General features: G+C 53.8%; 12 protein-coding genes and 1 pseudogene. 8 read left to right on the top strand and 5 right to left on the bottom strand.

Going from position 1 to position 12,224, the window contains the following annotated elements; all coding sequences use genetic code 11:
* Positions 1-26: 26 nt before the first annotated feature.
* From ELQ88_RS31975 to ELQ88_RS31990, 4 genes are all read left to right on the top strand, one after another.
* A complete protein-coding gene (locus tag ELQ88_RS31975; RefSeq protein WP_138969293.1) occupies positions 27-968 on the top strand; it encodes an ABC transporter permease in 942 nt (313 codons plus the stop codon).
* Entirely contained in the window at positions 965-1,837 is an 873-nt protein-coding gene (locus ELQ88_RS31980) for an ABC transporter permease (RefSeq protein WP_138969294.1), read from the top strand. The genes ELQ88_RS31975 and ELQ88_RS31980 overlap by 4 nt, the downstream gene beginning before the upstream one ends.
* Positions 1,834-3,735, top strand: coding sequence for an ABC transporter ATP-binding protein (locus ELQ88_RS31985; protein WP_228761579.1), 1,902 nt, complete (start codon positions 1,834-1,836; stop codon positions 3,733-3,735). The genes ELQ88_RS31980 and ELQ88_RS31985 overlap by 4 nt, the downstream gene beginning before the upstream one ends.
* 111 nt (positions 3,736-3,846) lie before the next feature.
* Positions 3,847-4,920 (top strand): NAD/NADP octopine/nopaline dehydrogenase family protein, encoded by a 1,074-nt coding sequence (locus tag ELQ88_RS31990; protein WP_228761580.1) that lies wholly within the window; start codon positions 3,847-3,849, stop codon positions 4,918-4,920.
* A 314-nt stretch (positions 4,921-5,234) separates the two neighbouring features.
* Here ELQ88_RS31990 and ELQ88_RS34910 read toward each other — a convergent pair.
* The 3 genes and pseudogenes from ELQ88_RS34910 to istA all read right to left on the bottom strand — a co-directional run.
* Positions 5,235-5,443: pseudogene (locus ELQ88_RS34910) on the bottom strand (IS5/IS1182 family transposase); the annotation flags it as partial.
* A gap of 328 nt (positions 5,444-5,771) precedes the next feature.
* The gene (istB, locus tag ELQ88_RS32000; RefSeq protein WP_138969281.1) at positions 5,772-6,569 is read right to left on the bottom strand and encodes an IS21-like element helper ATPase IstB; all 798 of its coding nucleotides are present in this window, start codon (positions 6,567-6,569) and stop codon (positions 5,772-5,774) included.
* Positions 6,562-8,061 (bottom strand): IS21-like element ISPpu27 family transposase, encoded by a 1,500-nt coding sequence (gene istA / locus ELQ88_RS32005; RefSeq protein WP_138969606.1) that lies wholly within the window; start codon positions 8,059-8,061, stop codon positions 6,562-6,564. The genes istB and istA overlap by 8 nt, the downstream gene beginning before the upstream one ends.
* A gap of 1,285 nt (positions 8,062-9,346) precedes the next feature.
* Between istA and ELQ88_RS32015 the strand changes: the two genes are divergently transcribed.
* Entirely contained in the window at positions 9,347-9,757 is a 411-nt protein-coding gene (locus tag ELQ88_RS32015) for a response regulator (RefSeq protein ID WP_138969296.1), read from the top strand.
* Here ELQ88_RS32015 and ELQ88_RS32020 read toward each other — a convergent pair.
* Positions 9,744-10,052: a DUF1652 domain-containing protein gene (locus ELQ88_RS32020; RefSeq protein WP_138969297.1), complete on the bottom strand. Its 309-nt coding sequence runs from the start codon at positions 10,050-10,052 to the stop codon at positions 9,744-9,746. The two genes, ELQ88_RS32015 and ELQ88_RS32020, sit on opposite strands and share 14 nt — an antisense overlap.
* Before the next feature lie 175 nt (positions 10,053-10,227).
* Between ELQ88_RS32020 and ELQ88_RS32025 the strand changes: the two genes are divergently transcribed.
* Together ELQ88_RS32025 and ELQ88_RS32030 are read left to right on the top strand one after the other, a co-directional pair.
* Complete coding sequence (locus ELQ88_RS32025; protein ID WP_138969298.1) at positions 10,228-10,437, top strand: hypothetical protein; 210 nt, start codon at positions 10,228-10,230, stop codon at positions 10,435-10,437.
* A 178-nt stretch (positions 10,438-10,615) separates the two neighbouring features.
* Complete coding sequence (locus tag ELQ88_RS32030) at positions 10,616-10,876, top strand: hypothetical protein (RefSeq protein WP_128873615.1); 261 nt, start codon at positions 10,616-10,618, stop codon at positions 10,874-10,876.
* Positions 10,877-11,129: 253 nt separating this feature from the next.
* Here ELQ88_RS32030 and ELQ88_RS32035 read toward each other — a convergent pair whose 3' ends face one another.
* The gene (locus tag ELQ88_RS32035) at positions 11,130-11,543 is read right to left on the bottom strand and encodes a response regulator (RefSeq protein ID WP_128873614.1); all 414 of its coding nucleotides are present in this window, start codon (positions 11,541-11,543) and stop codon (positions 11,130-11,132) included.
* 235 nt (positions 11,544-11,778) lie between these two features.
* Between ELQ88_RS32035 and ELQ88_RS32040 the strand changes: the two genes are divergently transcribed.
* Entirely contained in the window at positions 11,779-12,081 is a 303-nt protein-coding gene (locus ELQ88_RS32040; RefSeq protein WP_128873613.1) for a hypothetical protein, read from the top strand.
* The last annotated feature ends 143 nt before the right edge of the window (positions 12,082-12,224 follow it).

Consider the following 12,224-nt stretch of genomic DNA (forward strand, 5'->3'; position numbering starts at 1 on the left):
GAGCTAACGATCTTTGGAGAGCTGTCATGATTCAGTTTGCGCTTAAGCGACTGATGCTCGCGATTCCGACCTTGCTGGCGATGTTGACCGCTGTCTTTGTACTCGTTCGCTTGGTGCCTGGAGATCCGGCTGCTGTCATGCTTGGTGACCAGGCGAGTGCAGAGTCTCTGGCGGCCATGCGCGAGCAGTTGGGTCTTAATCAATCAATCGCGATGCAATACATTCACTTCCTAGGCGACATGCTCACGGGGAATTTCGGTGCCTCTATGACCAGCGGCAAGACAGTGCTGCAGGAGGTATCCCTGGTTCTGCCGTGGACGCTGCAATTGACGTTTGCATCCGTACTGATTGGCCTTGTGTTTGGTCTGCCGCTTGGGGTTTGGGCCGCGCTTCGTCGCAACGCCTGGCCAGACTACGTTGGCCGCATTCTGTCACTGACTGGGTTGTCGTTCCCCGCATTTGTCTCTGCCATGTTGATGCTCCTGGTTTTCGCCATCCATTTCCGGTGGTTCCCAGTGATCGGAAGCCTGGTCGACGGAGGTTTCCTCTCCCAACTTCACGCTCTCACGCTGCCTGCATTGAACCTGGGTTTGATCATGACGGCCTATGTGATGCGCGTTACGCGTTCCTCGATGATCAGCGTTCTCGGTGAAGATTACATCCGCACTGCTAAAGCCAAGGGAGTTCGTCCTATGCGGTTGGTGTTGCGGCATGGGCTGCGTAACGCACTCATCCCGATTGTGACGGTTGTAGGCCTTTATTTCGGGACGCTCATTGGCAACTCCGTCTTGACCGAAATCGTGTTTAACCGTCCTGGACTGGGGAAATTGATTCTGGGTGCTCTCAACACGCGGGATTACACCTTGCTCCAAGGGCTGATGGTCGTATTCGCACTGTGTGTGATCGTCGTAAACATCATCACCGACATCGTTTACGGGTTGGTTGATCCTCGGGTGAAAATCAAATGACTACTCTCACTGCACCACTCATAGCCAAACCCACGACACTTTGGCAAGCGCTGTTTCAGAACCGTCTTTCCTGGATTGGGATTGGCCTTCTGGTGGCAATCGTCCTGGTCGCATTGTTAGCTCCTTTGATTGCGCCATATGACCCATTGCAGCAGAACATCGCTTATCGGTTAGAGCCGCCGTCTGCAGAGTTTTGGCTGGGCACGGACACCTACGGTCGAGACGTATTGTCCCGCCTAATTTACGGGACTCGTGTGTCGCTGCTCGTTGGTTTTGTCGCCGTAATGATCGCGATGGTTGTTGGATCTGCGCTCGGTGTGATCGCCGGGTACGTCGGGGGCATGACAGATCGTCTGATCACCGGCTTTGTTGATGTGTTGCTGTCGTTTCCGACGCTGCTGCTTGGGCTCATGGTTGCCGCCATGCTTGGCGCGAGCCTTGAGAACCTCATCATTGCAATCGCCATCACCGAGATCGCGCCTTTTGTGCGCATTGCCCGAGCTCCGACCATAGCCCTTAAGCAACGTGACTTTGTTGAGGCTGGTCGGTCATTGGGATATGGCCCCGGCCGACTGATGACTGTGCACATTTTGCCCAACATGATCTCGGAAGTGCTTGTGCTCGGTGCTCTGTGGATGGCGACAGCAATTCGTACAGAAGCTTCGCTGAGCTTTATCGGTTTGGGTGTTCCACCACCCGCCCCAACGTGGGGAAGCATGATCAGGGAAGGGTTTGAGAACATTTTGGACGCGTGGTGGCTAACGGTCTTCCCGAGCCTCGCAATTCTGCTGACCGTGCTTGCGTTGAGCCTGCTGGGCGACGCATTGCGTGATGCAAACGATCCCAAGACCCGTTCGGAGCGCTCATGAATACTATAAGTGCAGTTCAGGCGAACCTTGACAAGCCCGGAGCAGGCGCGAGCGAGGCCTCATCTATGAACGGATCGCTTCCGTTAAACCAAGAAATTGTTCTTGAAGTTACTGGGCTGAACGTCGCATTCCGGCGAGGCGGTGAATGGTCTCCAGTCGTTAAAGACCTCAGCTTCCGTGTGGCGCGAGGCGAGACGCTGGCAATCGTAGGCGAATCGGGCTCAGGGAAAAGTGTTTCTGCTATGTCCATCCTGGGACTGCTTCCAGCTAATACGTCGCAGGTGGGTGGAAGCATCCGGCTGCAGGGGCAGGAATTGCTAAGCCTGTCCGAGCCGGAGATGGCAGATATCCGTGGAAATCGGATTGCGATGATCTTCCAGGAGCCCATGACTTCGCTGAATCCGGTCATGACCATCGGTGAACAGATTGCTGAGCCACTGCGGTTACACCGAGGGCTCGATGCAGTCCAAGCAAAAGAAGAAGCGCTGAAGCTGATGAAGCGGGTTCGCATCCCCGCTGCTCAGGAGCGTTATAACGACTACCCGCATCAGTTTTCGGGCGGGATGCGTCAACGCGTCATGATCGCGATGGCGTTGGCCTGTAATTCCGCAGTGTTGATCGCCGATGAGCCGACCACAGCCCTTGATGTGACCATCCAGGCGCAAATCCTGGAATTGATCAAGGAGTTGCAGGCGCAGGAGCACATGGCGGTGGTATTCATCACCCATGATATGGGCGTGGTAGCGCAGATCGCGGATCGTACATTGGTCATGTATCGCGGCGACCTTGTAGAAACGGCTTCCACATCGGAGATTTTTTCGGCGCCTCAAAAGCCGTATACAAAAGCGTTGTTGTCTGCAGTGCCCGAGCTCGGATCAATGGCAGCTGAACCGTCGCCGAAGCCGTTCCCGATCTATGACATCGCGACCGAAACCAATGCATCCGCTCCGGAGATGAAAGACAGTGTGCGCCATACCAAACCCTATCTACTGGAGGTGTCCGGGCTGACAACCCGGTTTGATGTGCGGTCTGGCTTTTTCAAGCGTGTCACTGGCCGTGTGCATGCGGTTGAAAACATAAGTTTCAATCTTAGCCAGGGTGAAACGCTTGCGATTGTTGGCGAGTCTGGCTGCGGTAAATCCACCACCGGACGACTCATTATGGGATTGCTTGATCCAACCCACGGGTCAGTCAAATTAGAGGGTGTGGAGCTCGGGTCTATCACCCCAATGGAGCGTGCCAGAAAGATCCAGATGATCTTCCAGGATCCTTATTCAAGTCTGAATCCACGACAGACCGTAGCGCAATCAATCATTGAACCGCTGAGAGTGCACGGGCTCTACGATGCCAAGCGGTGTGAAGAGGTTGCCATTGAATTGCTCGTAAAGGTGGGGCTGCCAGCCGATGCTGCCTCGCGCTTGCCGCATGAGTTTTCTGGCGGACAGCGCCAACGTGTGTGCATCGCGCGGGCCTTGGCATTGAGACCAGGAATAATTGTCGCCGACGAGGCGGTTTCTGCCTTGGATGTGTCGGTAAAAGTCCAAATTGTGAATCTGTTGCTCGAATTGCAACAGGAACTTGGCCTGGGTTACATATTCATTAGCCATGACATGGCAGTAGTTGAACGCGTCAGTCACCGTGTTGCGGTTATGTATATGGGAGAGATAGTCGAGATTGGGCCTCGGGCCGCAATTTTTAATAATCCCAAGCATCCATACACACGCCGTTTGATTGATGCGGTGCCTATCCCTGACCCTGCACGCAAGCAGGTACAGCGAGTGTCTGCCGGCGCTTTGAGAACTCCGTATAAGGCTCATGATTTCATTCCTCCGGCACGGGTGTATCACCAAGCCGGCGAGGGTCATTTTTACATGGAGCCCGAAGGCGAATGGTGCTGAGTCTGAACTAGCGGCTTAGGGCTTAATCAATATCAAGTAAGGAAAAGCAGTGCTGTTTCTCGGTGTTTATTGTAAAACCTGGGGCGGCACTGCTTCACCTAGGATTTGGATATGCAGACATACAAAGTAGGTATTATCGGAGCAGGTGGTATCGGCCTTGCTTACGCGGCATGGATTGCAAATCGTGGGCACGGAGTCACGATATGGAATGGTCGCTCCTCGGATCAGCCTTCGTTGGGACGCCTAAAATTGCATGCAACGGGTGTGTTCGAAGGGAGCGTGGACGTTGATCGAGTCAACAATGCGAAGGACGCTGTCTCAGCGGCTGACGTAGTAATTATCTGCTTGCCCGTGAATGCGCACCGGCAGGCAATTGATGCTGCCCTACCCAGTTTAAAAAGTGGCCAGACGGTTATCGTCAGTTCAATGGGCTCTTTGTCGGCGCTCTATCTTCGGGAGCGCGCTAGAGACCAAGATGTAGACGTTGTCGTCGCCAGCTTTGGCACAACGGCGCTTACCGCGCGGAGGGTTTTGGAAGACAAAGTCAATATCATGGTGCGTCGCCCATCGCTGGGCGTCTCCTGCTTGCCAGCCTCAAAGATTGAAGACGCACAGCGTTTTTGCAATGTCTTGTTCGGTAGTGATTTTGTAGTGGATGAAAATCCTCTGATGTCGACATTGAATAATACCAATGCGGTTTTCCACGTGCCGCTTGCGATCCTTAATTGGACGCGCATCGAGCGAAAGGAAAGCTGGCCTCAGTATCATTACATGACATCGTATGTGTCAAAGGTCATTGGTCAGCTCGATGCTGAGCGATTGAGCCTCGCTTCGGCATTCGGGTGGCAGCTAAAAACGTTGGGGCAAAAGCTGCAACAGTCATTCAGTATCCGTTCCGAAGGCCTGAAGGAAATTGCTGAAGAGTTGCATCAGAAGCGGGGCGGGCCATCCGGGCCTATTGAAGTTGACACCCGATACATTTGCGAAGACGTGCCATACGGATTGGAATTCACCCTGGCGTTGGGACGGATTGCCAATGTACCGATGCCGGTAACCCGAAGCATTGTTGCAATGTCGGGCCTTCTGCTGCCAGACGGCTTTTCTAACGAAAACGATCTGATTGAGGGGCTGAAGCTTGAGTCGGAGTCTATGGAGGGGTTATCGGCTCGGGTGGCTGGAGCTTAAAGCACCCTTAAAGATGGGGGACAACGGTCTGAGCGGTAACGTTACTTGATCCCACTTTCACAAAGCGAAATTTCCCCCCCTTTGGTAGCCGCTCAGCTAAAAAGCGTACTCAACGTATAGGCTTCATTGACGATCTCGTACGTCTCCCTTCAAATTCATGCCAGCCCGAATTTGACTCTCAACCTAGGCGTATAGGTTTCGCGACCATTTTTTCTCTGCTTCCTTCGTAGAGCATGTGATCCCAATAGCTTGGAGAGGCGTTTGCACCGGAGGAACAGTTTTGGACAACCTACTGCACCGAGCAGAACACCGCATTACAGACGCACCTCGCCCACACCCATCAGCCGTTTTCGAACCATCCATGGGATCGCCAAAGCGAACAACTTGTCTGCTGCGTGATGTTTTTCGCCACACCACGAAAGCGTACTTCCGTATAACCAAACTGACGCTTGATCATGCGAAATGGATGTTCATCCTCGGCCCGCACCTGCGCTTTCGCGTATTCAATCTTGCGGCGAATGCGCCGGACAGACTCTTAAAAAATGTCCATCAATGGATACGCTGGATGGCCCCCTTCGCCTTTTGAATAATGTGGCTAGATCAGATAACCAAGCCCTTCCAGCGCACCACCTGATCCATCTCGATCAAGAAGCGCTAGCGGCGGGTCTGCTTACGTTTGCCTGTCGGCGCTGATTGAAAACTGACCCACCCTGCCGATTGAAAATTGACCCAGGGCGGATTGCTGATTTTTGCCCCAGCAATTGTGGATAAGCTTAGCAGCAGTGTCCCAGTGAGAAGAGGCATCAAGCCCCACCGCATGTAGGCATGCGGCAGGGTATTTATTGTGCAGATCAAAACGGCTCATCGTCCTCGATACCGTCTTTGCGCTTTCGTTCACGTGACTTGATCTTCGTCTGAGTGGCCAGGCTGCTGTTTTGCAGTCGGTAGGACTCGTTGCCCGTTTCAACGATGTGGCAGTGGTGTGTCAGCCGATCCAGCAACGCAGTGGTCATCTTGGCGTCGCCAAACACACTCGACCATTCCGAGAAGCTGAGGTTGGTGGTGATAACCACGCTGGTGTGCTCGTACAGCTTGGATAGCAGGTGAAATAACAGGGCGCCACCGCTCTGGCTGAAGGGCAAATACCCCAGTTCATCGAGTATCACCAGGTCTGTGCGAAGCAGTCCTTGGGCGATTCGGCCTGCCTTTCCATCGTATTTTTCGCGCTCCAGCAAGTTGACCAGATCCACCGTGGAGTAGAAGCGCACGCGTTTGTTATGCGTCGTGATCCCGGACACGGCCAAGGCAGTGGCCAGGTGTGTCTTGCCCGTTCCAGGCCCGCCAATGAACACGACATTCTGCGCGGTATCTGTGAACTCCAGGTTGGACAGATCCCTGACCAAGCGGGCGTCTGCGCTGGAAGCGCTGAAGTCGAAGCCTGCCAAATCACGATGCATGGGGAGTTTGGCCATGTTCATCTGATGATTCACAGACCGTACGGCGCGATCTGCATGTTCCTGTTGAAGCAGATGTTCGAGCAGCCATTTCGACGACGCCGTCGAAGCTTCTCCTTGGGAAGCCAGTTCTTCCCAGGCGCTGGCCATGCCATGCAGACGCAGTTCTTTGAGTTCCGCCATAAGATCACGCATTGCGAGTCTCCTCATCGGTGGTACGGAGCCGGTCGTAGCGCGCCGTATTGGCGACAGGCGCTATCTTGAGTTGAAGGCTGGTTTCGGCGGACGGAGGGGCTGCTGTCGATGTCAGTCGAGCCAGGACATTCAGGATGTGGTCAGCGCTCAAACTGCCTGATTCAAGTACCAACTCCACAGCCACCAACACGGCATCGAGCCCGGCGATAGGAACAGCCGCCAGTACCTGCGTCATGATTCGATCACCGTTGGTGTGACGCCTCAGACCGCGTTTTAGCAGTTGCAACGGCTTCGGCAGATCAGCAAACGGAGCGCCATTACGCAGCGCTCCGGGCTTGCGCTCGATAAGCGGGATGTAGTGCTGCCAGTCGAAGCTGACCTGGTCTCGATCAAAGAGGCGCTCGTGACTGGCAATCGTCGTTTCATCGGCGATGACTACAATCCGTGAAGGATACAGACGGCTGCTGACCCACTGGCCGACCCGCTCACACGGCACCGAGTAGCGATTTCGCGCCACGCTGATCAAACAGGTGCTGGAAACTCTTACCGTACGTTCAACGTAACCATCAAAGGCGGTCGGCATCGGCATCAATTCAGCGCGTTCCAGCTCCAGGACGTCCGCCACTGTCAGCCCGTTGTACTGCGGGTGCAGCAGCTCACCCCAGAGCGTACGGCAGCGTTGGCCGAGCCAGGCATTCAGTTCCTCGAAGGTGTGGAACATGCAGTTTTGAGCATCGAGCCAGATGCGCCGTCGGCTGTCTTGGACGTTCTTTTCAACGATACCTTTTTCCCAGCCGGAGGCCACGTTGCAGAAGTCCGGGTCGAACAGATAGTGGGCACACATCACGGCAAACCGGGCATTGACCGTGCGGCCCTTACCCTTGTTGACCTTGTCGACAGCGGTCTTCATGTTGTCGTAGATGCCGCGACGCGGCACCCCACCTAACGCGCCAAACGAGCGGGTATGGGCATCGAACAACATCTCATGGCCTTGGCTGGGATACGCAACCAACCAAAATGCGCGACTGGCGCACAGCTTCATATGCGAGACCTGGATGCGTCGGAACAGGCCGCCGATCAGCAGACCTTCTTCGCTCCAGTCGAATTGAAAGGCCTCGCCGAGTGCAAACGTCAGCGGTACAAAGGCCCGTAAAGACTTGCCTTGCTCGCCGCGCCACGAGCGTATGAAGGCGGTGAGCTGGCTGTAGCCGCCGTCGTAACCCTCGGCCTTGATCTGTTCGAAGAGTGCTTTGGCGCTCCTGCGGTTGTGCTTTGCCCGAAACGAATCGGCCTTGAGCGCCTGCTCCAGCGTCTCGTGAAATGGACTGAGTTTGTTGAAGGTTGCGCACCGTTGGTACGCCGGCTGAGTGGCTTCGGGCGCTCTGACCCATTTTCGAATGGTGTTTCTCGACAGCCCGGTACGCTTGGCTATCTGATGCAGCGACAGCTTGTCGCGAAAGTACATTCGCCGAATTTTCCCCAACATTTCCATGCTGATCACCCTGTGTTCTCCTGCTCGGAAAGTGAGCAGAAGCAGTTGAACACCTGGGTCAGTTTTCAGTCGGCAGAACAGCCTTTACTGGGTCAGTTTTCGGTCAGCGGCAACACTATGTCATTTGCCGGCTGATGAAACACGTCAGAGATCGACAGCTCCCATCGACGGGCTCGAAGTTCAGACAGAATTTCGTCGATTCGCAGAACTTATCCGATTGGGCGCCAATCGATCGAGAGACGCCTTCCGTTCTGAATAGAAGATTTGAAGCCGTTCCATGTTGTGCCGCTGGCACACATACTCCGCCTCTGCTCGGGTCTGATAGGTAGTCTGCAGCCGCAGCTTTTTCTCGTTGTCGTAGAGATTAAAACCTACTGTCGCAGTTTTACAGTAAGAGCGCGTTCCGTTGCGCATGGATTCCGTATCCGTGGGTAACGCCGGAACAACACCGAATCTGAAGGCCATCTCACATCCTCTTCGAGTTCACCGTCGAGCCAATCTGACTACTAACTATTAGCGGCTACGGGCCACTACAGCAAGGAACGTTTCTGCGAATCCGATGAATAGTTCGAGCTAGCGCAATGGCCCTCGGCGGCACAGGAGCGCGCTATCGCATTGGCAGAACACCTTTCTAAATTATCCTTGCTAGCTCCGTTAAGCGCATATGCGCGCTTTCCCTGATGTCCCCGCCGTTGCCACCTTGTCTTTCGGAAACCTCGACGCTGCATGGGCTATTTACGCTCCATCATTCGGGCGGCCATCCAGGTAACCTTTTCTGATTGTTGCGGGTGGTGACGTCCAATTCCGCAAGCATCAGTCTAAAAGCCCTCATGCGCGTCGAGCAAAGCTTCCGCTGAACAGTTAGATCTTCACGCATTGCAGAAACCTCCAGAGCATAGGCGTGGGCTAATTCACGCTCCTTTCTGCACTGGTACGCAATCGAACCCCTGGACGACGTGGAGGATTGGCCATCCGCTGATGGAAGTGAATCGCTGGTAGTCATGATGATTCCAGTATGGGATGGCTGGTATCTAACCTGACATAAATCCGTAGAACGATTCTCAACCCCGATGATAGGCGGTCACGGTCATCTCAGAATCAATCATCTGGGGTGGCGTGCTGGGCAACGGCAACGACGCACACTCTCCTTTACCGTAACCAGCCAAACGTTGACTTGAGACATCAAACGAATTGTTTTCAGGGTCGCGCATCTCGAAATTGGGCATAAACTCAGAGTCTTACTTTAGTGATGCCGGCACGTTCTGCCCGGCTAGGGAATCGATGAGTGAACGTCAATTGGGACGGGCTGCTGCCAATTCAAGGAGAGATTATCGTCATCGAAGACGATCCGACGCTGCGTTCGCTGATGGAGGATATCGTGGCGGAAATAGGCGCAAAAGCAGTAGCGTTCGACACAGCTGACGATGCGTTAACCTATCTGCTGGAAGCACATGATCAGTGCCGGCTGGTGATCGCAGATCACGGTGTTCCAGGACAGATTCAAGGTATCGAATTCATTGGAATGGTCAGAGGTAGATGGCCGTATATCTCTGCAATTCTGACATCCGGGTATCTGATAGACCCCGCAACAGTACCTGCATCAACCATCTATCTGCACAAGCCTTGGTCACTCGACGACCTAGTCATCGCGGTGGCGTCCCTCCTGCAGCCTGATCACCCCATCAGTAAGATTTGAATCGACGCGACCTGGTGGGCTCTGAGGCTGCGAGTCCACCATTTACCGCCGCGCTCACGCACACAGCGTTTTGGCGAGCCGCAATTTCAATTCTGAGTTCGCTGATCAGATTCGAAATCGCCCGACTGGACGTGAGGTCTGACGCCAACAACCCGGGGACAAACAGCTCAACACGGCCCGAGGAAGACTCAATCATCTTGATCAATAGCGACCCTTTTGGGTTTACGGTGCAGGTGCATGAGCGAGGCAATAAACCGCTTTCAATGATATGTCGGAGCTCAAGAGCGGAGATCATGACGTTCCTTCGAATGGGACATTTGAACTCCAGTCTTGTCTAGGAAACCCAGTAGTCAAGGAAGGCGCGGAAGCAAATTCACGACCAATTGTTTCGCCTGCTCTGGCATTGAGGTGACGTAGCCGATCCTTCAATTTTTTACTGCTACGCTTGGCTTTTTCATGGAGGACAATCAATGCCAAACTCAGACCTGCTCCCATCGCTGCTTTTCAAGATCAATCAAAACCAGCTTGCCCTTGAAGCGGCCATCATGGAACTGGCCAACTGGGTAGGGCAGCGCGGATCTTCGGATGTCGCCGATAACGTCCGTGGTGCTCTAGACACAATCAGCAAGAATGAGCAGTTCATCAACCTGAGCCTTGCGGTGCTCATGGCACCTGAGTGATCTGCCGATAACACGGTTTGCCTTAGGGCAAGCACAGTCGATCATTCTTGCCCGCCAAGCCAGGGGCCTTGAGATACCCGTCTAGCCGATGTGTTGAACTCAAACGTCTCAGGTTTCGTCTAGCGCATAAGGGCCGAGACTTAGGGCCCACGTCCCGGTACGTTGCAAGGACATCGCCATGACGACTATCGCCGCACGTTTGAATTACATGCGTGACACCCTACTGGGCCCGATTGCGAAAAGCGTTGAATGCACTGTCGTCATTACGCCCATCACGCCCGGTGCTTTTCAGGTGCAGGTGCTATCGCCAGTTCCAGATGACTTGCACAAGGCACATTCCTTGACCATTTTCACTTCTCCAGGCCAACACTTGACTGGCACGGTCGCTGACACGCGTCTGTTGGAAAATGGTGATTTAGAACTGCAGATCGACGTATGACAAACCATCTCTAGGTGAATGGCTGACCTTCGCGGCAGTCTTCAATCGGCCATTACGCGTCGTCGACAAACGACCAACTTCAAGACCTGCTGGCCTAGAGGGCATCACCGCATTTCGCGACTTATCTCGTTGGATACCTTGTTGCAAATCTACAGAAGCCAATACACCGTCCCTACAGTGGCCGTGTCCACAAAATGACCAACATTAGAAATAAAGCGATGAAGACTTCTCGTCCATTGGTAACGCCTGCGAATCATCTTTCTGCGAGAGCTCTACCAGGTTTAAATAGGGTTATTACGGCCAGTTCCAGATCATGTATAGACCAGGGTTTGTGAAGGTAAATCGTCCCAGCGGGTACCATCGAGAGATTCAGGTCGTAACCGGATGTGAGAATTGACGCGGTCGAGGGCCATTTAAGCTTCATCATCTCAATAAATTCTGCGCCTTGTATCTGACCGGGCAGGCCGTGATCCACGATCACCAAGGGACAACCGCCATGCGATCCCGACATGTACCTCATAGCCTCATCGGCAGTTGAAAATTCCAGCGAACGTAGACCCAGTTCGGTCAAAACCTCCCCGATTAACATGCGCAACGTAGGGTCGTCTTCCACGACGATTACCCACCCTGTCAGGGGTGAGAGTTTTTCCCATTGGGTTTTTTTCATGCGCCGGTTCCTTCGTCTCGGCTCATTTCCATGCCAAGCAAATAGATTTTTTCAGTGTAGGCGTTATTTTTTGATTGAGACTACGAACCCTAGCCATCGTGATGCCCTGATTCGTTTCATGCCGTGTGAGGACTCGTAAAACTTCCAAGACTCAATGTTCTCGCTGAGATTTCAGTCATTGGCTCATGCCTTGCATTTACAGGGAGATGGGGGAAATCGAGAAACGAGGTGATTCATGACGTTGGACACGGCAGTGACCATTTGGATGACTGTACTAGCAGCGCCTGCGATGGTGTTGACAGCGCTAGCAGCAGGCTCAGTGGCTACATCGGCATTGATGACGGTGATGGGCATTGCGCAGAGCCTTAAGCAGGACATGGATCTTCTGGATTACCTGGCATCCGCATCACCCCATGTGATGCTGCTGGCACTTATGCAGACAGGCAGCCTGGCGGCGATCACGGAGTTGATGCAGGGCGTGAACCTGATGATGATCATGGCCACCCTGTTGGAGCCAGCCATCCCCAACGTTGGGTAGTCCTGGCCCCCGAAGCCGGTAGCATTTTTCTTTTTCAACATCGCGTGGATAACAAGTGAAGAACTCACACCATGCCATGATGCATATACGTCCGCATGGGTCGATAGTTGTCTCTCCCGATAGATACCTATCGACCGATAGTG

Origin of the sequence: Pseudomonas sp. MPC6 (assembly GCF_006094435.1) — a bacterium.
Taxonomy (GTDB): domain Bacteria; phylum Pseudomonadota; class Gammaproteobacteria; order Pseudomonadales; family Pseudomonadaceae; genus Aquipseudomonas.